This is a genomic window from Kocuria sp. GQ42 (assembly GCF_059758435.1).
Genome location: NZ_JCAXEN010000003.1, coordinates 106,905 through 130,792, shown reverse-complemented (window position 1 = coordinate 130,792; position 23,888 = coordinate 106,905). Strand labels below are relative to the sequence as shown.

The window sequence follows — 23,888 nt, the reverse complement described above, 5'->3', positions numbered from 1 at the left end:
GGCCGTCCCCCCGCGGCCGCTGTCCGCGCTCCCATCCCCCCAGGAGTTCCCATGCCGAAGAACTACCGCCGCCCGGACTCGCCGGACCACGTCGCAGCCGACGTGCCGGCGCGCGCAGCAGGGCACTCGATCGTCTTCGACTCGCCGGCCGAACTGGCCGCCTACACCCGCCACGACCGCCTGTCCGCCGACGGGCCCCTCCTGCTCGCCCGCCGCGCCGGGTTCCACCCCGACGGGTCCTGGCCCTGCTCGGCGCTCGAGTCCGCCCAGAACGTCCTGGCCACCCGGGCGCGCACCATGATCGAGATCGAGCTGCGCACCACGGTCGACGGCCGGTGCGTGGTCCTGCACGAGGCCGTCATGGGGCACGGGAGCACCGGCGCCGGCCCGGTGAGCGAGCAGTCGGCCGACTACGTGCTCAGCCAGCACCTGGTGGACAACTACGGCGAGGTCACCCGGTTCCCCATCCGGGAGGCCGGCGAGTTCCTCACCTGGGCGGTGCTGGCCGGGGCGGTGCTGTGGCTCGACGTCAAGAACGTGACCCCGGAGGCAGTCGTCGAGCTCGTCCGCACGCACCGGGCCGAGGGCCAGGTGGTGGTGAGCGTGCACGGGCTGACGGAGCTGGCCGTCTACCGCAGGATCGCCCCCGACCTCGTCTACTTCGTCCCGACCCACCCGGACGGCCTGCCCACGGTCGACGACGTCCGGCGGGAGGTGCCCGACCTCCGCCGGGTGATCGGCTTCGCCGGCCACTACGTCCCGGACATGGAGGAGAGCCTGCGGATGCGGAGCTGGAACGTGCCCATGCGCCTCGAGCTGCACCGCTACGACGAGAACCTGTCCGCCGACGCCCTGGACGTGCACTACTACCGCCGCGCGGTCGAGGCCGGCTTCGGGATCCTCTCCACCAGCCACTACCGCGAGGTGGCCGACCTCCTCGGCCTGTCCGCGTGGGCGCCGAAGAACGCCTCCGCCCGGGACGACCGGGGGCTGACCCGCCACTGATCCCGGGCGCGTGCCGCCCTCGGCGGGGCGCGCCCGGGACCGTTCGTGCCGGGGCTCAGTCGTCGCCCGGCGCGTCCTCGGGGGCGTCCCCCTCGGCCTGGGAGGGCTTGTTGTCGTCCGGGTCGACGGCCGACTGCACGCTCTGGTCCTCCGGCACGTCCCCCTCGGCCTGGGAGGGCTTGTTCTGGGCCGGGTCCGGGGTCGTCTCGCTCATGCCGCTCCTCGTGCGCTCAGCAGGGTGATGGTCCCGGCTCACGCTACGCCGGGCCCGGAGCCCCGACAAGAGGATCCCGCTACGCGGCCCGGCCGGCGCGGATCGCGGCGTAGAGCTGGGCGGGGATCAGCCCGGTCCGGTGGGCGCGCTCGACCGCAGCGAAGCCCTCCTCGGTCTCCTCGTACGGGAAGTGGATGAGGTCCGCCGCGAGCTCCCAGTGGTCGATCATCCCGCCGGCCCAGAGCTGGCAGATCGCCCACGGGGTGTCCGCGGAGAACGCGGGGACGTCCGGCAGGACGTACTCGTCGGCCGGCACGCGCCAGGCCTCGAGGCTGTCCAGGTCCGCCGCGAGGTCCTCGAGGGTGTCGTAGTGGCCGGCGCGGTCCGGGTCCACGGAGCCGTTCGGGTTGGCCAGCTCGACGTCGTAGCCGCCCTCGGCCGCGGCGAACACGGTGGTGGGCCCGGGCTCCCCGCCCACGCCGGCGTCGAGGGGCAGCTGGGACGGCAGCCACTCCCAGCCGTCGCCGAGCTGGTCCATCTCCAGGTCCCGGTAGGCCACCCAGCCGCGGGCGACGAGCAGCTCGTGGGCGTCGTCGTCCCAGGTGCCCTGAGCGGCGCCCTCGATGTCGACGGTGCGGGCGCCGGCCGCGGCGTGGAACTCCCGCCGCTGCTGCTTCTTCTTGGCGGCGGCCTTCTTGCGGGGCTTGCTCTTGGGCACGGATCCTCCTGACGGGCGGGGACGGACGCGTGCGCGGTCCCTCGGACCTCCCATGATCGCGCATCCGGCAGGATCCGGGGACGCCGGGCCCGCTCCGCCCTCCCGGGACCCCGCGGGGCTAGTCTGGCCGGGACCGTCCGTCCCGACCGCGAAGGATGCCCCATGACCTCTCCCCGGACTGCCCCCTCGACGAACGGCCCCGTGCGCTACGCGGTGGTCGGGCTCGGCCAGATCTCCCAGCAGGCGTTCCTGCCCGCCATGGCCCGGGCCGGCAGCTCCGTGCTGGCGGCGCTGGTCACCGGCACCCCGGACAAGGCCCGGGAGCTCGCGGCCGAGTACGGCGTGCCCGCGTACTCCTACGAGGACTACCCCGCGCTGCTGGCCTCCGGGGACGTGGACGCGGTCTACGTGGCCACGCCCGTGTTCCGGCACCGCGAGTTCGCCGAGCCGGCGCTCGAGGCGGGCGTCCACGTGCTGGTGGAGAAGCCGATGGAGACGTCCGTGGCGGACTGCCGGGCGATGATCGACGCCGCCGCGCGCGGCGGGGCCCGGCTGATGGTCGCGTACCGGCTGCACCACGAGCCCGGCACGCTCGAGCTGATCACCCGGGTCCGGGACGAGGGGCTGGTGGGCGACCCCCGGCTGTTCACCGCCGTCTTCACCCAGGACATCGACGAGGCCAACCACCGCGGGCACTCCGGGTACTGGGGCGGGCCCATCCCGGACATGGGCAGCTACCCCCTCAACGCGGTGCGCCACCTGTTCGCGGCCGAGCCCCTCGAGGTCCACGCGATGGGGGTGCGGACCCCGGGGCGCGGCTTCGACTTCGACGACACCGTGGCCGTGACGCTGCGCTTCCCCGGGCAGCGGGTGGCGCAGTTCACCATCAGCTACGCGGGCGAGGCCACCGAGCAGTTCACGGTGGTGGGCACCGGGGGCGTGGTCGCGGCGCAGCCGTGCTTCGGCTTCGGCCCCGAGGTGGGCATCAGCTGGACCGTGACCCGCGACGGGCGCAGCGAGACCCGCGCCCACGACCCGGTGGAGCAGTTCGCGGGCCAGACCGAGTACTTCTCGGACTGCATCCTCACCGGCACCGATCCCGAGGCCGGCGGGGAGGAGGGGCTGATGGACATCCGGGTGCACGAGGCGGTGCTCGCCTCCCTCGAGGCGGGCCGGACCGTGCGCCTGGAGCCCGCGGACCGCGCGGTGCGCCCCGTCGCGGAGCAGGCCCGGGCCCTGCCGCCCGTGGCGGAGCCCGGCGACGACGAGCTGGTGGCCCAGGTCCCGCAGAACGGCTGAGCCCCGGCGGGCGGACCGGCTCCGGTGCTTGTCCCGCACCCCGCCCGGGAGTAGCTTGCGGGCATGACCAGCAGCAGCACGGACGTCGTCCGGCGGCTCTTCGCCGCCTATCTCGCGCAGGACGAGGCGGCGGCCCGGGGGCTCGTTGGGGACGGATTCCGGTTCACGTCCCCGCAGGACGATCACATCGACCGGGCCGCGTACTTCGAGCGGTGCTTCCCCACGGCGCAGCGGGTCTCCCGGCAGGACCTGCTCCAGGTGGTCGAGGCGGAGCCCGGCCTGGTGCTCGTCCGGTACGAGTACGAGCTCCGGACCGGGGGGACCTTCCGGAACATGGAGGCGATCACCGTGCGCGACGGGCAGGTGGTGGACGCCCAGGTCTATTTCGGCGGGCCGCCGCGACCGTAGACTCCGAGGACCATCCGACGCCCAGGAGGCTCGCCATGAAGCACTACCTGCTCAGCATCGAACAGCCCGACGGCGGACCGGCGGCCCCGGAGATCCTCGAGCCCGTGATGCGGGACGTCGCCGCGTTCAACGAGGAGCTCAGGGCGGCCGGGGCGTGGGTCTTCGCCGGGGGCCTGGACCGGGCGGAGGCCTCCGTCGTCGTGCGCTTCCACGGCGAGGACGTGGTGACCACCGACGGTCCGTACGAGCGCGAGGACGAGCACGCCGGGGGCATCTGCATCGTGGCCGCCCCGGACTACGACGCCGCCATCGAGTGGGGCCGCAAGCTGGCGCAGGCGACCACGCTCCCGGTGGAGGTGCGCGAGTTCCAGGGCGAGCCGGAGGAGCATCTGGCGTAGGGCCCGCCCCGGTCCCGGCGGTTCACCGACCGATCTGCTCGGCCTGCGCCTCCCACGCGGCGTGGGCGTCCCGGGGCCGGGCCGGCCGCCGGGTCTCCCGCAGGGCCCGGAGCGCGGCGTTGCGCTCGCGCGCCAGGGAGTCCGCGGCGGCCCGGGCGGCGGCGTCCTCGCGGACCTGGGCGCGGACGGCGGTGATGGTGCCCATGATGGCCTCGACGCCCTGCGAGCCGCCCGCCAGGTAGGCGGCCCGGACCTCCCGGTCCGGGTGGTACAGGTAGCGGTCGTCGATCTGGCCGCGGTGGGTGTCGAACTCCTCGTCGGTCAGCTCCGAGAGCATGGCGGCCACCCGGTCCAGGCGGGCCTCGACCTCCCCGTGCAGGGGCGTCCTGGCGGCGGCGTCCCGGACGGACCACAGGGCCTGGCCGTTCCGCCGGAGCCGGGTCGCGTCCCAGTCCGCGTGCGGGACCTCGGCCAGCCGGACGGCGATGAAGCTCGCGTCCCCGTACCGTTGCTGCGGCGGCAGGACGCCGAGCTGCCAGCGGATCCACGCGGTGCGCATGTCCTCCGCGGCGGCCAGTCGGGCCTGCTCCGCGGTCTTCGCGATCGACTTCCCGCTGTTCTTCCGGGGGCTCTTCCCCGGATTCCTAGTGGTGGCCCTTCCGTCCGTCCGCGCACCGGACCCGGCGCGGCTCCGCGGCCTGCCGTGCAGCCGCTCCCGCGCGCGCTCCATCAGGGAGCGGACGAGAGTCCGCAGGAGCACACCGAGGAGCCACAGGGCGGCTCCGGCCAGCAGGAGGAGAAGGATCGTGCCCAGGTTGACGAGGACGAACGAGACCACCGACAGGACCACCGCCCCGGCGATCAGGAGCACGATCCCGGAGACGTCGTTGTTCTCGGTGTTCTGCACGGCGGATCCTCCCGAACCCCTCACACCACTGGACATCCACTCTAGCCGCCGGGGCGGGATCTGTGACCGGTCCCACAGGAAACTCCCGGCATCCCGGGGTGGCCGCGGAGGGGCCGGTGACCGGGGCCGCCCCGATATCCTGGACCCATGCGATCCGCCGTGCTGTCCGTGTCCGCCGCCGTCCTCCTCCTCGTCTCCGGCTGCGCCGGCGGGGGCTCCGAGCAGGACGACCTGCTCCGGGCGCACGGGCTCGAGGGCGCGAGCACGCAGGAGGTCGTCGAGCAGCTGGACCGCACGCACGAGGACCGCGACGCCGGGCTTGCCGGCTCCGTGACCTACGACGAGGTGGTCCTCGACGACGGCACCGCCGAGACGACCCTGCCCATGCCGGAGGACCGCTTCTACCTGGCGGTCGCCCCGTATGCCACCACGACCCACGAGTGCTTCTTCCACAGCCTCTCCGGGTGCCAGGGCGAGCTCGTGGGCGAGGACTTCGACGTGCGGATCACCGACGGCTCCGGGGCCGTGCTCGTGGACGAGAGCGTGACCAGCTACGAGAACGGGTTCGTGGGCTTCTGGCTGCCCAAGGACATCACCGGCACGCTCGAGATCAGCTCGGAGCGGGGCCGGGCGGTCCAGGAGTTCGAGACCTCCCCGGACAGCCCGACCTGCCTCACCACCCTCCAGCTGGCCTGAGCCCGGCGCGAAGGAAGGGTGACCGGATGAGCATCAGCATGGCCCTGACCTCCCAGGCGGTCCGGCTGCGGGCGCGCCTGCAGCCGTGGACCCCGGTGGAGCAGCTGCACGGGCGCCGGTACCCGGAGCCGGCCAGGATCCCCGCCGACCTGCGGCGCTCGCACGCCGTGGAGCGCACCGAGGTGGCCGGGCGCCCGCTGCTGCGCCTGACCCCGCGCGCCGGGGCGGACGGATCCCACCTGATCTACCTGCACGGCGGGGCGTTCGTGAACCCGCTGCTGCCGGCGCACTGGTGGATCGTCCGCGAGCTCGTGAAGGACACCGGGACCACGGTCACGGTCCCGCTGTACCGGCTGGCCCCGGAGGGCCACGTGGACGAGGGCTACGACTTCCTCGCCGCGGCCTGGGCGGACCTCGTGGCCCGGCCCGCCGCGGACCGGATCGTGGTCGCAGGGGACTCGGCCGGCGGGTGCCTGGCAATCGGGCTGGCCATGCGCCTGCGGGACGCCGGGCAGCGGATGCCCGACCACGTGGTGGGCTTCTCCCCGGCGGTGGACGTCTCCGCCACGCACCCGGCCGTGCGGGAGATCGATCCGCACGATCCCATGCTGAGCACCGACCGGGTGGTGCCCATGGCCGCGGCCTGGGCGCGGGACCGCGAGCTCACCGACCCGCTGGTCAGCCCGCTCTACGGGGACGTGGCCGGGCTGCCGCCGGTGCACGTGGTCCAGGGCGGCAAGGACATCCTGGCCGCCGACGTCCTGGCCTTCGCGCGGGACCTGGCACGGGCGGGCAACCGGGGGAAGCTGATCTACGAGCCCGGCGCCTTCCACGTCTACGTGGGCGCCTGGTGGACGCCGGAGGCCCGGCGGGCGGTCCGGCACGTGCGCTCCCTGCTCGGGGAGCACGCCCCGGCGGCGGGGCGGGCCCAGGAATAGCCCGGCACCCCCGGCCGTTCCCTGATTGGTGATACATCAACCAAAAAGGGGAGCGGGCATGAAGGTCGTGGTCATCGGGGCGGGACAGGCCGGGCTGTCGGCGGCCCACCACCTGCGGCGCCGGGGACTGGTCCCCGAGGAGGACTTCGTGGTCCTCGACGCCAATCCCGGCCCCGGGGGAGCGTGGCGGCACCGCTGGCCCTCGCTCACCTTCGGCGGCGCCCACGGGATCCACGACCTGCCCGGGCTGCCCCTCGGGGTGCCGGACCCGGCCGAGCCGGCCTCCGCCGTCGTCGCCCGCTACTACGGCGAGTACGAGCGCCGCTTCGCGCTGCCGGTCCACCGTCCCGTCGCGGTGCGGCGGGTCGAGGCGGCGTCCGACGACGGGCCGCTCGAGGTGGTCACGGACACCGGCACCTGGCGGACGGAGCTGGTGATCAACGGCACCGGCACCTGGGACCGCCCCCACTGGCCGTACTACCCCGGGCGGGAGTCCTTCCGCGGGCGGCAGCTGCACACCCACGACTTCCGTTCGGCGGAGGAGTTCCGCGGCCGGCACGTGGTGGTCGTGGGCGGCGGCACCTCGGCCGTGCAGTTCCTGCTCCAGCTCGCCGGGGCGGGCGCCACCACCACGTGGGTCACCCGCCGGCCCCCGCGCTTCACGGACCGGGAGTTCGACCCGGACTGGGGGCGGGACGTCGAGCGCCGGGTCGACGAACGGACCCGCGCGGGGTTGCCGACGGCCAGCGTGGTCTCGGCCACCGGGCTGCCCCTGACCGCGCAGTACCGGGCCGGGATCGAGGCCGGGATCCTCGTCTCGGCCGGGCCGCTGGAGGCGGTGACGCCCGAGGGCGTCCGGCTCGCCGACGGCCGGGAGGTGCGCGCGGACGCGATCCTGTGGGCCACCGGCTTCCGGCCCGCCCTGGACCACCTGGCACCCCTGGGGCTGCGCGAACCTGGCGGCGGCATCCGGATGGACGGGGTGCGCGTGCTCCGGGATCCGCGGGTGCTGCTGGTCGGCTACGGCGCCTCCGCCTCGACCCTCGGCGCCACCCGCGCGGGGCGGGCGGCCGCCCGAGAGGCCGTGCGGCTGCTGTCCGCGGCTCCGGCAGGGAAGCAGCGGCCCGCAGCACGTGTTGGCACTGTCAGTACCTGATCCGAGACCCTCGGGAGGGACCGCCATGGTCCGCATCGGCATCATCCTCGGCAGCACCCGGCCGAACCGCAACGGCGGGGACGTGGCCCGCTGGGTCCTCGCCCACGCCTCCGGGCGCGGCGACGCCCAGTTCGAGCTCCTCGACCTGCGCGAGCACCCCCTGCCGCACTTCGACGAGCCGGTGCCGCCCTCGGCCGGGAAGTACCAGAACGAGCACACCAGGCGGTGGGCGGCCACGATCGATCGCTTCGACGGCTTCGTGGTGGTCACCCCCGAGTACAACCACGGCGCGCCCGGGGTGCTGAAGAACGCCTTCGACTACCTCTACGCCGAGTGGAACAACAAGGCCGTGGGCTTCGTCTCCTACGGCACCGCCGGTGGTGTGCGCGCCGTGGAGCAGCTGCGGCAGGTGGCCGGGGAGCTGCAGCTGGCCGACGTGCGCCAGCAGGTGTCGCTGTCCCTGCGCACCGACTTCGAGCACTACCGCACCTTCGCCCCGGCCGAGCACCACCGGCGCTCGCTGGCCACGATGCTGGACCAGGTCGTGGCCTGGTCCACCGCCCTCGCGCCGCTGCGCGCCCCGGCGGAGGACGCCGGCTGAGCAGGGCGCCGTCGTAGTCTGGGGACACCGCGCCGATGCGGCGCACGCCATCCCGACGAAGGAGCACCCCGTGAGCGAGCAGCCCACCTCCAGCCCGGACCCCATCGAGGACGCCGCCTCCAACGACGACGCCGACATGACCACCGAGATGACCCCGATCCCGCACGAGCACGGGGACGCCAAGAACGAGGAGTCCGAGCAGCGGGACTGAGCCCGTTCCGCTGGGCTCAGGCGGCCGTTCCGAAGAGCGAGGCGCGAAGAGCGGACAGGGGCGGGGCGTGCTCGGCCAGCTCCTGGAGGTAGCCCAGGTCGTCCAGGTCGCCCAGGGCGGCCGTGAGCTCCGCGCAGGTGAGCTGGGCGTCCTCGGCGACAACCTCGAGGGCGGGGGCCTCAGTGGCCGTGACGTGCTCGGCCAGGGCGTCGAGGACGACGACGGCGTCGACGCTGACGTGCTCGTCGTGGATGGCCTCGACGAGCAGCCGCTCGGCGGCGTAGACGGGCGCGGCGAACATGTGGGGAACGGGAGACTGCATCGGTGACATCACTGCCGGAACACTACCCCCGGTTCATAAGAATTCTCTGAGACCGGTCGGGGTCCGGTCGCACCGCACGGCGTGACGAGGTGGCTCGGTACCGGCCCCTGCACGCACCCGCGGGATCAGCTGGTCAGCGGATCGACCACGGCCTCCAGCCGCGGTGCCCTGCGGGCGTCGAGCGTGGCCTCCACACCCCGGGCCACCGCGAGCAGGTCGGTCTCCTCGAAGCTGGACGTCATGATCTCCAGGCCCACGGGCAGACGGTCCTCGGTGAAGCCGGCCGGCACGGTGGCGGCCGGGAAGTGAAGCTGCGAGGCGATCACCGTGTTGGTCGGGTAGGTGAGGCACGTCCACCGGCCCCCGAGCACGTCCTCGTGGGTGGGAGCCGCGAGCTGGACGTCGGGAAAGACCATGGCGTCCAGGCCCAGCTCCAAAAACTGCGTTTGCACGGCGCGCACGAAGTCCTCGCGGGTCAGCACCCGGTCCAGGTACTGGGGGTCGGTGCGCGGGTCCTCGGGGCCGTCGGTGATGCCCTCGAAGAGATCCAGGTGCGGGTCGTAGGTGCCGTTCGCGCGGACCTCGTCCACGCCGCCGATGCCCGTCTCCGGGTGGGCGGCGAAGAAGGCGTTCATGTCCTGCCGGGAACGGGTGAAGTACAGCGAGGTGAAGCCCACGTAGTCCATCAGACCGGGGATCTCGACGTCGACCAGTTCCGCCCCGGCCCCGGCGAGCCGTGCCAGCGCGTCCTCGACCACGCGGACGACGGCCGCAGCCTCCGGGTCGGCCGGATCGCCGAACGCCCCGCGCAGGACGCCGAGGCGCCGGCCCTGCACCGATCCACCGGCGGCCGCCTCGGTGAAGGACGCGCTCCGGCGGCGCTGCCGGACCGCGACCGTGTAGGCGTCCGCCGGGTCGAAGCTCACCAGGACGTCGAGGACCTTCGCGGCGTCCTCCACCGTCCGGGTCATCGGCCCGGCCGTGTCCTGGGGGACCACCAGCGGGGACATGCCGTCCCGGCTGATCAGGCCCGGTGTGACGCGCACGCCCACCAGGTTGCAGAAGGACGCCGGGAGGCGGATGGAACCTCCCGTGTCCTCGCCGATGCCGACCAGCGCCAGGTTCGCGGCGATCGCCGCGGCCGTTCCGCTGCTGGATCCCCCCGGGTCCCGGGAGAGGTCGTAGGGATTCTTCGTCACCCCGGACACGGACGAGGTCGAGAACCAGGAGGTCGCGAAGTCGGGCATCGTGGTCTTGCCCAGGATGACCGCTCCCGCCTCCCTCAGCCTGGCGACCGCCGTTGCATCCCGCTCCGGGACGTGCCCGGCCGTGGCCCGGTTGCCGTAGGTGGTCCGCAGCCCGGCGGTCGCGACCTGGTCCTTGACCAGGACCGGCACACCGTGCAGCGGTCCCGACAGCTCACCGCGGGCCGCGTACTCCAGGTCGAGGGCGTCGGCCTCGTCGAGGGCCGTCGCCGAGACGGTGACCACGGAGTTCAGTGCCGGTCCGTCGACGTCGAGGGCGGCGATCCGGTCGAGGTAGGCCTGCACCACCTCCCGGACCGTGGACTTCCCCTCCCGGTAGGCCGACTGGACGGTGTCGATGGTGGCTTCTTCGATGTTCCAGCTCAGGCTCACGGGAGATCCTCACGATCAGGGGTCGCCGGGCGCACGGCCGCTGGACACGGTCCGGAACGCCGGATGCTGGGGCCACCGTACTGTGACCTGCCTCGCACGACAACGACCGGACGGCGTCCGCCGGACCGGGATCGTCACCGCGAGGCCGTCAGCCGGAGAGCGGCGCCTTCTCGTCGCGGCGCTCGCGGCGGGCCCGGCGTCGCGCGCGGATCCTGTGGCCGAGCAGCAGGAGGAGCACAGCGACAACGACCGGCGCGACCACCCACGGCTGCTCCAGCCACGCCCAGACGACCGCCATGCCCACGGTGCCGTAGATGACGCCCCAGATGAGGGTGCCCACGAGCATCGCGGGGATCCAGCGGCGCAGGGGCATGCCCGTGACGGCGGTGGTGAGAATGACGGCGGTCTGCAGACCCACGGTGAGGAAGCAGGCCGGGACGGCCAGGACGCCCCAGCGGTGCACGAGGCGCTGGGCCCGCCGGTAGACGGCGGTGTCCATGAGCTCGCGGACGCGGTCGGAGCGCCGGCTCCCGCCGGTGGTGGCGGCACGGCCCAGGGCGAAGATGGTGGTGGTCCGCACGACGGCCCCGGCCCAGAAGAACAGAATCGCGGCCCCGAGGGGGAGGGACTCCAGCCAGGCCTGCACCCGTCCAGTCTAGGGAGCGGGCCTGACAACCGCTGACGACAGGGTGTCATTCCGGGACGGGGTGTGCCCGCCCGGGTGGCGCGGATCCGGCCGGCAGAGGGTCTCCTCCGGTCCCGTCGTGCCGCCCGGGGGTACTCTCGCCGTACGGCCGGCCCGCTCCGGAGGCCGGAGCCCCGACCGAGGAGGACGCATGAGCGTGGAGATCGACGAGCGCGGGACCGTGACCGCCGGCGGGCGCCCCGTGGACTACGCGACGGCCTACGCCTGGTGCGTCGACTCGCCCGAGACGATCACCGAGCTCGTCCAGGACACGAAGGCGTTCGCCACGGTGATCGCCGCCGCCGAGCACGCCGGTCCCGAGGAGCAGGCCGAGGCCGTCCGGCAGGCCTTCGCCGCCGGGGCGCCCCGGGAGCCCGGTGCCTTCTGGACCGAGGCGACGTCGGCGGAGCCGGTGGCTGAGGAGCCGGCCGCCGGGGAGCCCACGACCGAGGAGCCGTTGACCCAGGAGCCGCCGCTTACCGGGGAGCCTGCCGCCGAGGAGTCGGTCACCGAGGAGCCGGCCGCGGGCTGAGACCGCGGTATCAGCCCCGCACCAGGTTGACGGCCAGGGCGAGCATCACCACGCCGATCACCAGGTCCACCACCCGCCAGGTGCGCGGGCTGCTGAGCACCCCGGACAGTGCCCGGGCGCCGTAGCCCAGGGCGGAGAACCACACCACGCTGCCCACCACGGCGCCGCCGGCGAAGGTCCACCGGGCGTCGGGTCCGTGCTGGTTGGCGAGGCTGCCCAGCAGCACCACGGTGTCGAGGTAGACGTGGGGGTTAAGGTAGGTCAGGGCCAGGGTGGTGGCGATGACCGATCCGCGGGAGCGCGGGGCCTCGGCGGTCAAGGAGGACGGCTTCAGGGCCGAGGCGAAGGACCGCACGGCCCACCACGTCAGGTAGGCGGCCCCGCCCCACCGCAGCACGTCCAGGGCATCGGGGAACCGGGAGACCAGCGCCCCGATCCCGGCCGTGCCGCCGAGGATCAGTACCGCGTCGCTGACCGCGCACAGCGCCACCACCACCCCCACGTGCTCGCGGCGGATGCCCTGCCGCAGCACGAACGCGTTCTGCGCGCCGAGGGCGACGATCAGCGCCAGCCCGCTCATCAGCCCGGTACCCCAGATGCTCCACATGGCCTCGACGGTAGCCAGCTCCCGCGATGCAGACAAACGAAGGAATTGACGGGTGCGTTAGCTTTGCTTCATGAACTTCGAGCATCTGCGCGCCCTGACCGCGATCGTCGACGAGGGCACCTTCGAGGCCGCCGCGGACGCCCTGGGGATCACCCCGTCGGCCGTCAGCCAGCGGATCAAGGCCCTGGAGGCCTCCGTGGGCCAGGTCGTGGTGCGCCGCGGCGCGCCCTGCACTCCCACCGATGCCGGGGCCGTGCTGCTGCGCACCGCCCGCCAGGTGCAGGTGCTCGAGGCGGAGGCCCTGCACTCCCTCGGCCACGGGGTCTCCTCCCGGACGGTGACCCCGGTGGCCGCCAACGCCGACTCCCTGGCCACCTGGTTCGTGCCCGTCCTGCAGGAGGCCGCCGGCTGGTCGGACACCACCCTTGACCTGCACGTGGAGGACCAGGACCACAGCAGCCGGCTCCTGCGCCAGGGGGACGTCATCGGCGCCGTCACCGGCGACCCCGCCCCCGTGAGCGGGTGCCGGCTCGAGCGGCTGGGCTTCATGCGCTACGTCCCGGTCGCCACCCCCGCGCTGCGCAGGCGGTTCACCACCGAGGCCGGCGTCGACTGGGCGGACATGCCGGTGCTCCGGTTCAACGCCAAGGACGACCTGCAGCTGCGCGCACTGCGCGCCCGCGGCGTCGACCGGTCCCCGCCCACCCACACCGTCCCGTCCGCCGAGGGCTTCCTCGCCGCCGTCCGGGCTGGTCTGGGCTGGGGCATGCTCCCGGAGCTGCTGCTGGGCACGGACCTCTCCGACGGGTCCCTGGACCTGCTCGAGGACCACGCGCACCACGACGTCGCGCTCTACTGGCAGAGCTGGGCCCTGGACTCCGAACGGCTGCACCGCATCACCGAGTGCGTCCGCCGGGTCGCCCGGGAGCACCTGCGTGCCACGGCGCAGGACGGGTGAGCGATCACCACCGCCGCGGTCACGCCGCCCCGGCGACGCAGCGCACCGTCTGGGTGTCCAGCCCTGTGACGGTGGCCTCCATGACGTCGCCGGCGCGCAGCAGGCGCCCCCAGTGCATGCCGTTGCCGGCCGGGCTGCCGGTGAGCAGAAGATCGCCGGGCAGCAGCGGCATGGTCCGCGAGGCCGCGCTGATCAGCCGGGCGACGTCGAAGATCATGTCCGCCGTCGACTCGTCCTGCATGACCTGCCCGTTGAGCCGCAGGGTGACCTGCAGATCCTGCGGGTCCCCGACGAACTCCGCCGGCACGACGACCGGACCGGCGGGCAGGAAGCCGGGAGCGTTCTTGGAGCGGTACCAGTCCGTCCCGATCTCCGGCATGTCCTTGCGGAAGACGAGGTCCCTCGTAGTGATGTCGTTGACCACCGTGTAGCCGAAGACGTGCTCCAGCGCCTCTTCGGGGGACACCGCCTGCGCGCGCCGGCCGATGACGACCGCCAGCTCCAGCTCCCAGTCGTCTGATCGCGATCCCCATGGCCCTCGTGCTCTGGGAGCCGGTCCGGAGCACGCGACAGGCGGAGTCCACGCCCGTGCCCTGGCGCCAGGTCGCGGTGCCCTCGCTGGTCACCCTCTTCGGCGGCGTCGTCTTCTACGCCCTGATCGTGCAGCTGCCCTACGTCCTGACCGATCTCGGGGTCACGGACGTGGCCGTCATCGGCGCCGGCACCGGCCTGCTCCTGCCCACCCTGCTGGCCTGGGCGGTGTCGGGCCTGCAGATCGAGCAGCGGGGGCGCGGCACCGGAATCTGGACCGGTTCGCTCTACATCGGCCAGTTCGCCTCGCCGATCGTCCTGGGCGTCGCTGCGGCCTCCGCCGTGGGGCGTCCGCAGCGGGCGGTGGCGGCGGACTGACCCGTCCGGCGCAGGGCTGACGCGGGCGGGGCCGGTGCCGGGGAGCACGGGCCCCGCCCGTTCCACGGGCCGGAGGTCCCACCGTCGAGGTGCGGGCACCACTGATCGACCGTCCGTCCTGGTCACACTCTCCCGGGCCGGCAGCTCGGCGGGGTCACACTGCGGCGGATCGCCCTGCTGCGCGGCGCGCGCCGGAGGACGGTGGGCTGCGGAACCGACGGTGTGCCCGTCCGGTGAGCTTGCGCACCTCCTCGACCCACAGCACGAGCGAGCCGACGGCCACGGCGGTGAGCCACTGGGCGGAGTCCAGGCCGGTGGTGTCGAACAGGCCCTGCAGCACCGGGGCGTGCACCACCGCGACGGCGGTCAGTGCCACCCAGATGGTGCGGTTGGTGAAGGTCTGCGCGGAGAACACCGAGCGGATCTCGGAGCGGACGTTGAACAGGTTGAAGACCTGGAAGAACACGAACGTCGTGAACCCCAGACTCGTGATCCCGGTCGTCGAGATGCCGGGGAACCACTCGCCGGCCAGCAGCAGCACGGTCAGGGTGCCGGTGGTCATCACCGCGGCGGCGAGCAGGATGCGCACCACGCGGGGCCGGGTCAGCAGCGGCTCCTGGGCGGGGCGGGGGGCGCGGTGCATGACGTCGGGCTCGGTGCGTTCGACCCCCAGGGCCAGGGCTGGGGGTCCGTCCATGATGATGTTCACCCACAGGATCTGCAGGGCGGTGAACGGGGCGCCGCCGGCGATGCCCAGGACTCCGCAGATCAGGAACAGCAGCACGAAGCCCCAGGAGGTGGAGAGCTGGAAGCACACGAACTTGAGGACGTTGTCGTAGATCCCGCGCCCTTCCCGGACGGCGGCCACGATGGTGGCGAAGTTGTCGTCGGAGAGGACCATCCGGGCCGCGCCCTTGGACACGTCGGTGCCGGTGATGCCCATGGCCACCCCGATGTCGGCCTGCTTCAGGGCTGGGGCGTCGTTGACCCCGTCACCGGTCATCGCGACCACCTGACCGCGCGACTGCAGCGCACGGACGAAGCGGATCTTGTGCTCGGGGGCCACCCGGGCCAGCACCCCGTAGCCGGGGGCACGATCCGCCAGCTCGGTCTCGTCCATCCCGTCGAGGGCCGCACCCGAGGCGGCCTCTCCGGGGATCCGGAGGGAGGCCGCGATGGCTGTGGCGGTGCGCAGGTGGTCGCCGGTGATCATGTGCACGGCGATGCCGGCGGCGTGGGCCACGGCGATGGCCTCGGCGGCTTCCTTGCGAGGAGGGTCCACGATGCCCACGAGGCAGTAGAGGGTCAGGTCCGTGACGAGGTCCTGCATCCGGACACCGTCGGCGGGGAGGGAACTGGTGCCGGGTGCGTCGTCGTCGAGGCGGCGCCCGGCGATCATCAGGGGGCGCAGTCCTTCTCCGGCCAGGTCCTCGACCTGAGCCAGAATGCGGGCCCGGTCCCGGGCGCTCAGGGGGCGGGGGCCTGCAGCGGTGAGAAGGGAGCCCGCCCGCTCCAGCAGCACCCCCGGGGCGCCCTTGGCGAAGATGCGGTAGTCGGCGTCCTGGACGTCGCCGATCCGGAAGCTCTGCTCGTGGAAGGTGGCCTGGAACTTGTACTCGGAGTCGAAGGGCACCTCGGCCAGACGATGATGATTCTGGCGTGCCCCGTCGACGTCGAGGCCGCCCTTCTCGGCCAGCACCACCAGCGCGCCGTCGGTGGGGTCCCCGACCAGGGTCCCGTCGCGGACGGTGGCGTCGTTGCACAGGGCCATCGCCAGGTAGGCGTCCGGATAGCTCCCGGCCGTGGTGTCGTCGGGGCTGAGGATCCGCCCCTCGGTGGAGTAGCCCTCACCCGTGATCCGGAAGGCGCGATCGTCGACGAGCAGCCGCCGCGCGGTCATCTCGTTGAGGGTCAGGGTGCCGGTCTTGTCCGTGGCGATGTGCGTGGTCGAGCCGAGGGTCTCCACCGCGGAGAGCTGCTTGATGATGGCGCCCCGCTTCGCCAGGCGGTTGGCGCCCATCGCCAGGGTGAACGCCACGACGGCGGTGAGGCCTTCGGGGATCGTGGCCACGGCCAGGGACACCGCGATGAGCAGCAGCTCGGTCCAGGACTGTCCGCGCACCAGCCCGAGCACGAAGACGATGCCGACGACCACGAACGCGATGATCGTCAGCAACCCGGCCAGGCGGTCGATCCGGCGCTGCAGCGGAGTGAGGCCTTCCTGGGCGGTCCCGAGGAGGCCGGCGATCGCGCCCATCTGCGTGTCCATGCCGGTGGCGGTGACCACCATGACGCCGCGACCGCGGGTGATCGCCGTGTTCATGAAGACCATGTTGGACCGGTCGCCCAGGGGCGCGTCCGGGTCGGTGAGCGGGGCCGGGTCCTTGTCCACCGGCTGGGCCTCCCCGGTCAGGGACGCCTCGGCGGCCTGCAGCCGGGCGGACTCCAGGAGTCGGCCGTCGGCCGGCACCGAGTCCCCGGCCTCCAGCAGCACGATGTCCCCCGGCACCAGCTCCGCCCGGTCCACCTGGGCCTCGCGCCCGTCGCGGCGCACCCTGGAAGTGCTCACCGACATCTTCCGCAGCGCCGCCAGCGAGCTCTCGGCCCGGGCCTCCTGCACATAGTTGAGCACCGTGTTGAACACCACGACGACCAGGATCACCACCGGGGTCTCCCACTGCCGGGAGACCACCGCGGAGACGACCGCCGCGATGACCAGCACGATCGTCATCCGATCCGAGAGCAGAGCGAGAACCTTGCGCCAGGCCGGCGCCCGGCTCGCCCCGGCCAGGACGTTGGGGCCCTCCCGCTCCGCCCGCACCGCGACCTGCTCGCCCGAGAGCCCCACGGCCGGGTCCACCTCGAGCGCTTCCGCCACGGCGGCAGGACTGCGGGTGCACCAGGAGGAAGTCATGGAAACCTCATTCGCTCGACGAGGCACCCAGGCTATCGCCGAGACCGGCGGCCCTTCTCCGCCGGTCCTCGGTCCTCGGCGCGCGGGCGCAGGGCGTTGCTGTGCGGGCACCGAGTCGGCGGGGCGGCGCGGTGACCTGTGCGGGGGCGGTGGCTGCATCGGGGCACCCGGGTCTCGAACGGTCCGTGGTCCTGGTATCCACGGCTCGGTGGGCGCATTCTGAACCCAGGTCAGCAGCATGACCGGAGGGAGACCGATACCGATGACGCGTCCACGGCACTCCAACGCCTCGCGCACCCGTGACCTGTGGGCGGATCCGCTGGGGAGGGCGACCACCCGGGCCCTGCAGGGGCTGGTGCTGCTGAGCGCGGGGGCGGTGGTGGTCTACGGGCTGATCCAGCTCAAGCTGCTGGTGATCCCGCTGCTGGTCGCACTGATCCTGGCCGCTGCGCTGCACCCGGTCGTGGCCCTCTTGCACCGGCGGGGCGTGCCCGGGGCGCTGGCGACCTGGATCGTGTTCCTGGCGGCGATCGTGCTCCTGGGCGGGGTGGTCACCGGCATGGTCTTCGCGGTGCGCAACGAATGGAACGAACTGGTGGCCTCCGCGGTGGGCGGGCTGGAACGGCTGCGGGAGTTCATCGTGGCCGGGCCGGTGCCTGTCGGCCAGCAGGCCCTGGACGAGGCCATCACCGCGGTCGTGGACTTCATGGCCAGCCCCCAGTTCGGCGCCGGGGCGCTGCTGGGCATCTCCGCGGCCACCCAGGTGGTCACCGGGACAGTGCTGGTGGCCGTCATCCTCTACTTCTTCCTCCAGGACGGGTCCAGGATCTGGGCGTTCTTCCTGCGTCGTTTCCACGGCGAGACCCTGGAGAAGCTCCTCACCTCGGGCAGCACGACCCTGCACGTGCTGGGGGGCTATGTGCGCGGCACCGCGGTGGTGGCGCTGCTGGAGGCGGTGGTCATCGGGGCCACCCTGCTGGTGCTGGGGGTGCCCCTGGCCCTGCCCCTGTCGGTGCTGATCTTCCTGGGCGGCTTCATCCCCATCGTGGGGGCCGCCCTGATCGGGGGTGTCGCGGCTCTGGTGGCCCTGGTCGCCAACGGCCCCGTGGTGGCGCTGGTCGTCGTGGCGGTGGTGGTGGCCATCAACCAGCTCGACGGCCGGGTGCTCCAGCCGATGGTGCTGGGCCGGGCCCTGAGCCTGCACCCGCTGGTGGTGCTGCTCGCCCTGGCCGCCGGCGGGATCCTCTCCGGCATCGCCGGGGCCGTGCTGGCCGTGCCGCTGACCGCGGTGGGCTGGGCCCTGATCCAGATCTGGTTCCCCGACCCCCGCGCCCCGGAAGCGCCCGCCCGACCAGCCTCGCTCCCCGGGGCTGTGCCGCCGGACCCGCCCGCACCCACCGGCGCTTGAAAAGCGCCGCCGCGCCGCATCTCGGTTCCCGCCGTCACTCGCAGGCCAGGCCCTCAGCCCCGCCCCGGTCCAGCTCCGGCCGGTAGCCGGGCTGGTCCGAGCGCAGGGGCGCCGCACCCGCGGCGCGGACCGCGGCGCAGTCGGCGTAGTGGACCTCCTCCGCCGGTGACGGCCCCGCGGCGGCGTTCCCGGCCGGCGGGACGTCGGTGGGCACGTCCTGGTCCGGGCACCCGGCCAGCACGTCCGCCATGGCGTCCCGCTCGGGAGCCGTCACGAACAGCTCGTAGCGGGTCTTGACCGCGATCTGGGTGGCCACGTACTCGCACCGGAAGGACTCGTTCGGCGGCAGCCACCCGGCGGCGTCGGAGGCGGACTTCTCCCCGTTGGTCGGCCCGTCCACGGCCCGCAGGTTGAGCGGGTCGTTGGCCAGGGCCGTGCGCTCGTCCCGGGTGAGCCGGTCGGCCCCGGAGATCCACGCGTTCTTCAGCGCCACCACGTGGTCGATCTGCACGTCGGCGGAGGTCAGCGGTCCGCGGACGAACTCGATCGTCCGCCCGGTGTAGGGGTCCTCGAGGGTCCCGGAGAGGACCCTGCACCCGTCGTCGTGGAGGACGTCACCGGTCAGGTCCCGGGCCAGGACGTCGTTGCGGGCGTCGCAGCCGTTGCCGTCGGGATCGGCCCAGTCCCCGAACTGGGCGAGCCGGTCGTAGTCCTCCCCGCTGCCGGCGTTCTCGACGGGCAGGGCCGCGAGCGCCCGTGCGGCGGGGGAGGTGGCCTCCACGGCCTGCGGCGTGCAGCCGGTCAGGACGCCCAGGGCGACCGCGAGCGGGACGAGCACGGTCCGCCGGGCACGGGTCTGCGGTGGCTCGAACCTGCGCACGGTGTTCCCTCCGCTCCGGCCGGTGGTGTCGGGACCCCTATTCTCGCAGGTCAGCCGTTCGGGGTAGATTGCGGCACCGGAGGAAGGCAGACATGAGACGGTGCTTCGCCGCGGCCCGCGTGCTGATGGGCCTGGCCCTGGTCGTGGCCGTGGCCGGGCGGCTGCAGGCGTACCTGCGGTTCTGGATCGAGCGCGGGGACCGGGCCATCGCGGTCGACGTCGCCAACTTCTTCAGCTACTTCACCATCCAGACGTCGCTGTTCCACGCCGTGGTTTTCGGGTTCGGCGCGTGGTCGCTGCTCGCACGGCGGGGCGCCGACCCGCCGTGGTTCGGGGCCCTGCGCGCCGCGGCCACGACGTACACCGTCACCACCGGGGTGGTCTACAACGCGCTGCTGCGCGCTCTGCCGCAGGAGGCGGCCCTGGAGCAGCCGTGGGCCAACGAGGTGCTGCACACGATCGTCCCGGTCTACGCGCTGCTGGACTGGCTGCTCGCCCCGGGGCGGAGCCGGATCCGGTGGCGGACGGTCGGCGGGATCGTGGTCTATCCGGTGCTGTGGGCCGGCTACACGCTGGTGCGGGCGCCGTTCGTGCTGGACGAGGGCACCGGCAACCCCTGGTGGTACCCCTATCCGTTCCTGGACCCGCACGAGGCGGCCGGCGGCTACGGGTCCGTGGCGGTCTGGATCGCGGTGCTCGCGTTGGCGATCACGGCGACGGCCTCGGTCCTCGTCGGGTTCTCCCGGCTTCGCACCAGGGCTCCCGCCGACGACGACGGGGCCGAGCGCCGCCGGTGACCGGCCGGGCCGCGCAGGGGCCGCCCGGTCCGGCCCGGGCGGCCCCTGGAGCGCCGTCGTCAGGACGGGGCGCCGGAACGGGTCGTCAGGACCGGTCCTCGAGGGCCGCCACCGCGAGGTCCGGGTGGTCGGAGAAGAGTCCGTCCATGCCGGCCTCCACGAAGGCCCTGATCTCCCCCGCCAGGTCGCCGTGCGCCCGCGGATCGGCGCCGGCGCGGTGCTCGGCGGGGAGGAAGAAGTTCTCCGCCCGGAAGGTCCAGCCGTGGACCTCGAGACCCGCGGCGTGGGCGTCGGCGATCACGGCCGTCGGCTCGCCGAGGGTGTCGTCGGCCTCCCGCGGGATCATGACGTCCTTGCAGGCGCCGAGGATGTCGGCGTAGGACGCGATCTCCGCCAGGCCCTCTGCCGTCGTGAGGTCCGCGTAGCCGCGCGGATCGCCGGCGGCGGCGAGGTCGAACGGCGCGCCCGAGCAGTCGACCAGCTGGGCGAGGCGCACGTCGGTCATCCCGTCGAGCTCGCGCAGGTTGGCGGTCTCGAAGCTCTGGAGGACCACCGGGTCCGTCTCGTCGCCGTAGCCGTCGGCCTCGAGCACCTCGACCGTCCTCTCCTCCAGGGACAGGCCGATCGAGTCGAAGTACGTGGGGTGCTTGAGCTCGGGCGCGATCCCCACCGGCTCGCCGTCGCAGGTGCGCGAGCGGCGGGCGAGGTCCACGACTTCCTCGAACGTCGGGATCGGGTACAGGCCGTCGAAGGCGGTGCCGTCCGGGCGCAGCTCCGGGATGCGCTCCTCCGCGCGCAGGGTGCGCAGCTCGGCCAGCGTGAAGTCCTCGGTGAACCAGCCGGTGACCTCGGCGCCGTCGACCACCTTGGTGGTGCGCCGCTCGGCGAACTCGGGGCGGTCCTCGACGTCCGTGGTGCCGCCGATCTCGTTCTCGTGCCGTGCCACGAGCTCGCCGTCCTTGGTGGGGACGAGGTCGGGTTCGATGACGTCGGCGCACTGGGTGATGGCCAGCTGGTAGGAGGCCAGCGTGTGCTCGGGGCGGTAGCCGGAGGCGCCGCGGTGACCGATCACCTCGGGGCCCGTCCCGGCCGCGGGCTCGAGGCGCTCGCGGTCCAGCACGATGAGCTCGGTGTCGTCCGGGGTTCCCGGGACGCGGGCGTCGTTGCCCGGGTAGTTGTTGTCGTTGCCGACCAGCAGGCGGCCGTCCCGCAGCTGCAGGACCACCTCGACCGACTGCTGGGGGAAGGAGAACTGCTCGCCCACGCCGTAGGCGCCGGGGGAGGTCCCGGTGCCGATGCCGGCCGGGTTGTCGATGGCGAGCAGGTCGGCCACCAGCTCCTTCTCGAGGTGGCCCGAGTCCTCCGTGCGGCGGAGGTCGACGGCGTAGACGCGCTTGGTGACCGCCGCGGGACCGTCGAGGTCGTCGCGCTCGAGGACCAGGAGCCGGTTCTGACCCGTCAGGAACGCGTCGCCCACGAGGTTGGCGTCGGTGTCCGTCTCGTAGTCCCACGTGCGGCCGGTGTACTCCCGCGTCCTCGTGTCGAACTCCAGGACCAGCCGGCGGCGCGGATCGTCGTCGTCGGCGAGGGCGCCCTCCAGGATCGGGTAGAGGTAGCGGCCGTTCCTCGAGCCCGCCATGGCTTCGAAGCCCTTGCTGGCGCCGACGGCGGGCTGCTCCCCGTCCTCGAGGTAGGGGCTCTGCGGCGACTCGAGCGTGCCCGTCCCGCCGTCGCGGACGTCGGCCAGCGGGACGGGCTCCTCGAGCACCACGCCCTCGGCGTCCACGTGCAGCAGGAAGGGCCCGAACTCCTCGCCGATCCAGAAGGTGCCGTCCGGCTGGCGGACCACGGACTCGACGTCGAAGTCGTTGCCGGTCAGCAGCCGCTCCTCGGTGTCCTCGTGCACCACGGGGAAGGGGATGCGGTGGTGCGGGTCCCGCAGCGACACGTGGCCCTGGACCTCGATCTCGCCGCTCCCGCCCTCGGCGGTCTCCCACTGCGGGGCGATGCGGTAGAGCCGCAGCAGGAAGTCGGCGGAGTTCTCCTGGTTGCCGAACCCGTTGTCCGGCATGGCCCAGAACGTGCCGTCGCCGTTGTCGACCATGGCGGAGAAGCCGGGGATCACCTGACCGTCGAAGGGGCCGGTGCGGCCGTTCGCCGGCGTGGCCGCCGCCCCGGAGGGCGGGCCCTCGGCGAGGTGGTCGGCGGAGAGGGTGGCGCGCTGCTCGAGCACGGGCGCGCCGGCGGGCCCGCGGCCCGGATCGCCGCTGTGGGCGAGCGCCCCCGGCGTGGAGGTGAGGAGGACGGCCGCGGCCAGTGCGGCGGCTGCTGCTGGGACTCTGCGCATGCGCCGAGCGTAGGACCGGGGCGTGGCCGGCCGGTGGCATCCGGGGAACATGTCGGCGAACGACGCCGCGCCGCTCGTTCACCCACCGGGCGTCCGCCCACCGCGCTCCGACCTGCGGCTCCGCTCCGGATCCGGGCACGGCGGGCGGCACGCCGGCGCGGTCCGGGTCAGAGCCGCGGCACGCACGGCCCGGCGCCCAGCTTCGCCAGGCCGGCCCGGTCCCCGGCCGAGAGCACCGTGGCCCCGCCCGCCGGGTGCATCATCTGGGTGGGGTCGTCGACGTGGGCGAGCCCCACCACGTGCGCCAGCTCGTGGATGACGGTCGCGCGGACGTGGGCCGCTCCGTCCGGGTGCTCCAGCACCGGCGCCAGACCGGGGGCGTCGAGGGCGACCTGACCGGTGACGTAGGCGAACGGCCCCCCGGGCGCCTGCCGGGCCGTGCTGCCGCCGAGGCCCACCACGTTGCCGGCCAGCCCCGGCACCTCGGTCTCGTCGGACCACGCGATGAGCACGGGCGCCCACTGCCGGCCGTACCGGTCCGGCTGATAGGGCGCGCGCTGCTCGGCGGGCGCCTCCGTCGTCGTCCCCGCGGGGACGAACCGCAGACCGGTGGCCGCGGAGATCTCGGCGACCGCCTCCTCGACGAGCTGCCGGCCGCCCGGCGGGGCGCCGTCCGGGCGCACGACGTAGTGCACCGGACGGCACGGGTCGTAGGCGACCATCGGCTGGGCGGGGTCCGGGGAGTCCATGAAGCGGTGGCCCCCGACGTCCTCGACCACCGGGGGCGCCCCCAGCGGCGCCGGTGCTGCCCCGACCCCGGGCGGGGGCGCCGACGCGTTCGGCAGGTAGGGGCGGATGACCGGCAGCGCGTAGTCCTGGAGGAGCCCGGGCGTGAACCAGAGCATCAGCAGCACCACGACGCCCACGGCCGGGGTCGCCCGCCACGCCGTGCTGCGCCTGCGCGGCGCCCTCGCCCAGCGGCGGGCGGATCCCCTGGCCGCCCGGGCGGCGCGCCGGTCCCGGCGCCGGCGCGCGCCCGGGCCCAGCAGGGCCTCGCGCTGCTGCTCCAGCGTCTCCTCGAGCACCCACTGCGGCGTCCGCCCGCTCGGGGACCGCGGGAGGCGCGCGGCGGCGGCGTGCTCGTCGCGGGTCCGGGGCGACGCTCCCCGCTGCGGCGTGGTGCCACCGGGCTGGTGCATGGTTCCTGGCTTCTGTGCTGGATCGGGCCGTCACCCGGCCCACACTGAAGTGTACGAAAGCAAATGCCTCGGAGGATCCCGCACCTGCCCTGTGATGGGGAATCGCCTGTCCACACTCCTGCCTACACTGGCCCGACGCAGC

The 23,888-nt window shown here is 73.6% G+C and carries 25 protein-coding genes and 1 pseudogene; 14 read left to right on the top strand and 12 right to left on the bottom strand.

Annotation, left to right across the window (positions count from 1 at the left end):
• The first annotated feature begins 51 nt into the window (after positions 1-51).
• Positions 52-1,005 carry a PI-PLC domain-containing protein gene (locus AC6CH6_RS08500; RefSeq protein WP_017834998.1) on the top strand — a complete coding sequence of 318 codons (954 nt, stop codon included), beginning with the start codon at positions 52-54 and terminating at the stop codon, positions 1,003-1,005.
• A gap of 55 nt (positions 1,006-1,060) precedes the next feature.
• Here AC6CH6_RS08500 and AC6CH6_RS08495 read toward each other — a convergent pair whose 3' ends face one another.
• Together AC6CH6_RS08495 and AC6CH6_RS08490 are read right to left on the bottom strand one after the other, a co-directional pair.
• Complete coding sequence (locus tag AC6CH6_RS08495) at positions 1,061-1,219, bottom strand: hypothetical protein (protein WP_368795534.1); 159 nt, start codon at positions 1,217-1,219, stop codon at positions 1,061-1,063.
• A 79-nt stretch (positions 1,220-1,298) separates the two neighbouring features.
• A complete protein-coding gene (locus AC6CH6_RS08490) occupies positions 1,299-1,937 on the bottom strand; it encodes a hypothetical protein (RefSeq protein ID WP_017834996.1) in 639 nt (212 codons plus the stop codon).
• A gap of 162 nt (positions 1,938-2,099) precedes the next feature.
• Between AC6CH6_RS08490 and AC6CH6_RS08485 the strand changes: the two genes are divergently transcribed.
• From AC6CH6_RS08485 to AC6CH6_RS08475, 3 genes are all read left to right on the top strand, one after another.
• On the top strand, positions 2,100-3,236 hold the full coding sequence (locus tag AC6CH6_RS08485) for a Gfo/Idh/MocA family protein (protein WP_498254806.1): 1,137 nt from the start codon (positions 2,100-2,102) through the stop codon (positions 3,234-3,236).
• A gap of 63 nt (positions 3,237-3,299) precedes the next feature.
• Positions 3,300-3,644 carry a nuclear transport factor 2 family protein gene (locus AC6CH6_RS08480; RefSeq protein ID WP_017834994.1) on the top strand — a complete coding sequence of 115 codons (345 nt, stop codon included), beginning with the start codon at positions 3,300-3,302 and terminating at the stop codon, positions 3,642-3,644.
• Between the two features lie 35 nt (positions 3,645-3,679).
• The gene (locus tag AC6CH6_RS08475) at positions 3,680-4,042 is read left to right on the top strand and encodes a YciI family protein (RefSeq protein WP_017834993.1); all 363 of its coding nucleotides are present in this window, start codon (positions 3,680-3,682) and stop codon (positions 4,040-4,042) included.
• Positions 4,043-4,064: 22 nt separating this feature from the next.
• On the opposite strand, the gene AC6CH6_RS08470 is transcribed toward AC6CH6_RS08475, so the two are convergent.
• Positions 4,065-4,949 (bottom strand): hypothetical protein, encoded by an 885-nt coding sequence (locus AC6CH6_RS08470; RefSeq protein WP_498254805.1) that lies wholly within the window; start codon positions 4,947-4,949, stop codon positions 4,065-4,067.
• A gap of 147 nt (positions 4,950-5,096) precedes the next feature.
• Here AC6CH6_RS08470 and AC6CH6_RS08465 point away from each other — a divergent pair, with 147 nt between their 5' ends.
• From AC6CH6_RS08465 to AC6CH6_RS08445, 5 genes are all read left to right on the top strand, one after another.
• On the top strand, positions 5,097-5,645 hold the full coding sequence (locus AC6CH6_RS08465; protein ID WP_035924472.1) for a CueP family metal-binding protein: 549 nt from the start codon (positions 5,097-5,099) through the stop codon (positions 5,643-5,645).
• A gap of 26 nt (positions 5,646-5,671) precedes the next feature.
• Positions 5,672-6,583 (top strand): alpha/beta hydrolase, encoded by a 912-nt coding sequence (locus tag AC6CH6_RS08460; RefSeq protein WP_498254804.1) that lies wholly within the window; start codon positions 5,672-5,674, stop codon positions 6,581-6,583.
• A gap of 58 nt (positions 6,584-6,641) precedes the next feature.
• On the top strand, positions 6,642-7,739 hold the full coding sequence (locus AC6CH6_RS08455) for an FAD-dependent oxidoreductase (RefSeq protein ID WP_498254803.1): 1,098 nt from the start codon (positions 6,642-6,644) through the stop codon (positions 7,737-7,739).
• A gap of 25 nt (positions 7,740-7,764) precedes the next feature.
• The gene (locus tag AC6CH6_RS08450) at positions 7,765-8,340 is read left to right on the top strand and encodes an NADPH-dependent FMN reductase (protein WP_035924477.1); all 576 of its coding nucleotides are present in this window, start codon (positions 7,765-7,767) and stop codon (positions 8,338-8,340) included.
• A gap of 70 nt (positions 8,341-8,410) precedes the next feature.
• A complete protein-coding gene (locus AC6CH6_RS08445; RefSeq protein WP_017834987.1) occupies positions 8,411-8,551 on the top strand; it encodes a hypothetical protein in 141 nt (46 codons plus the stop codon).
• Positions 8,552-8,567: 16 nt separating this feature from the next.
• Here the strand turns inward: AC6CH6_RS08445 and AC6CH6_RS08440 are convergent, their stop codons facing one another.
• The 3 genes from AC6CH6_RS08440 to AC6CH6_RS08430 form a co-directional block, all read right to left on the bottom strand.
• Positions 8,568-8,873 carry a hypothetical protein gene (locus AC6CH6_RS08440; protein WP_498254802.1) on the bottom strand — a complete coding sequence of 102 codons (306 nt, stop codon included), beginning with the start codon at positions 8,871-8,873 and terminating at the stop codon, positions 8,568-8,570.
• Between the two features lie 125 nt (positions 8,874-8,998).
• Complete coding sequence (locus AC6CH6_RS08435) at positions 8,999-10,510, bottom strand: amidase (protein WP_498254801.1); 1,512 nt, start codon at positions 10,508-10,510, stop codon at positions 8,999-9,001.
• 148 nt (positions 10,511-10,658) lie between these two features.
• Positions 10,659-11,156: a DedA family protein gene (locus AC6CH6_RS08430; protein ID WP_498254800.1), complete on the bottom strand. Its 498-nt coding sequence runs from the start codon at positions 11,154-11,156 to the stop codon at positions 10,659-10,661.
• Positions 11,157-11,346: 190 nt separating this feature from the next.
• Between AC6CH6_RS08430 and AC6CH6_RS08425 the strand changes: the two genes are divergently transcribed.
• Positions 11,347-11,727, top strand: coding sequence for a hypothetical protein (locus AC6CH6_RS08425; RefSeq protein WP_498254799.1), 381 nt, complete (start codon positions 11,347-11,349; stop codon positions 11,725-11,727).
• Between the two features lie 10 nt (positions 11,728-11,737).
• Here AC6CH6_RS08425 and AC6CH6_RS08420 read toward each other — a convergent pair whose 3' ends face one another.
• Complete coding sequence (locus tag AC6CH6_RS08420) at positions 11,738-12,334, bottom strand: LysE/ArgO family amino acid transporter (RefSeq protein ID WP_498254798.1); 597 nt, start codon at positions 12,332-12,334, stop codon at positions 11,738-11,740.
• Between the two features lie 70 nt (positions 12,335-12,404).
• Between AC6CH6_RS08420 and AC6CH6_RS08415 the strand changes: the two genes are divergently transcribed.
• Positions 12,405-13,292, top strand: coding sequence for a LysR family transcriptional regulator ArgP (locus AC6CH6_RS08415; protein WP_498254797.1), 888 nt, complete (start codon positions 12,405-12,407; stop codon positions 13,290-13,292).
• Between the two features lie 19 nt (positions 13,293-13,311).
• Here AC6CH6_RS08415 and AC6CH6_RS08410 read toward each other — a convergent pair.
• Positions 13,312-13,821 (bottom strand): annotated as a pseudogene (locus AC6CH6_RS08410) (fumarylacetoacetate hydrolase family protein); the annotation flags it as partial.
• Positions 13,822-13,823: 2 nt separating this feature from the next.
• Between AC6CH6_RS08410 and AC6CH6_RS08405 the strand changes: the two are divergent.
• Positions 13,824-14,201, top strand: a complete 378-nt coding sequence (locus AC6CH6_RS08405) for a hypothetical protein (RefSeq protein WP_498254796.1) — start codon at positions 13,824-13,826, stop codon at positions 14,199-14,201.
• A gap of 154 nt (positions 14,202-14,355) precedes the next feature.
• Here AC6CH6_RS08405 and AC6CH6_RS08400 read toward each other — a convergent pair whose 3' ends face one another.
• Positions 14,356-17,115: a cation-translocating P-type ATPase gene (locus tag AC6CH6_RS08400; protein ID WP_498254795.1), complete on the bottom strand. Its 2,760-nt coding sequence runs from the start codon at positions 17,113-17,115 to the stop codon at positions 14,356-14,358.
• Between the two features lie 262 nt (positions 17,116-17,377).
• Here AC6CH6_RS08400 and AC6CH6_RS08395 point away from each other — a divergent pair, with 262 nt between their 5' ends.
• The gene (locus AC6CH6_RS08395; RefSeq protein ID WP_126349629.1) at positions 17,378-18,523 is read left to right on the top strand and encodes an AI-2E family transporter; all 1,146 of its coding nucleotides are present in this window, start codon (positions 17,378-17,380) and stop codon (positions 18,521-18,523) included.
• Positions 18,524-18,557: 34 nt separating this feature from the next.
• Here AC6CH6_RS08395 and AC6CH6_RS08390 read toward each other — a convergent pair whose 3' ends face one another.
• The gene (locus tag AC6CH6_RS08390) at positions 18,558-19,403 is read right to left on the bottom strand and encodes a GmrSD restriction endonuclease domain-containing protein (RefSeq protein ID WP_498254794.1); all 846 of its coding nucleotides are present in this window, start codon (positions 19,401-19,403) and stop codon (positions 18,558-18,560) included.
• 92 nt (positions 19,404-19,495) lie between these two features.
• Between AC6CH6_RS08390 and AC6CH6_RS08385 the strand changes: the two genes are divergently transcribed.
• The gene (locus tag AC6CH6_RS08385; RefSeq protein ID WP_176337065.1) at positions 19,496-20,200 is read left to right on the top strand and encodes a Pr6Pr family membrane protein; all 705 of its coding nucleotides are present in this window, start codon (positions 19,496-19,498) and stop codon (positions 20,198-20,200) included.
• Positions 20,201-20,285: 85 nt separating this feature from the next.
• Here AC6CH6_RS08385 and AC6CH6_RS08380 read toward each other — a convergent pair whose 3' ends face one another.
• Both AC6CH6_RS08380 and AC6CH6_RS08375 read right to left on the bottom strand, forming a co-directional pair.
• Positions 20,286-22,547, bottom strand: a complete 2,262-nt coding sequence (locus AC6CH6_RS08380; protein WP_498254793.1) for an esterase-like activity of phytase family protein — start codon at positions 22,545-22,547, stop codon at positions 20,286-20,288.
• A gap of 167 nt (positions 22,548-22,714) precedes the next feature.
• Entirely contained in the window at positions 22,715-23,746 is a 1,032-nt protein-coding gene (locus AC6CH6_RS08375) for a zinc metalloprotease (RefSeq protein ID WP_498254792.1), read from the bottom strand.
• Positions 23,747-23,888 lie beyond the last annotated feature (142 nt).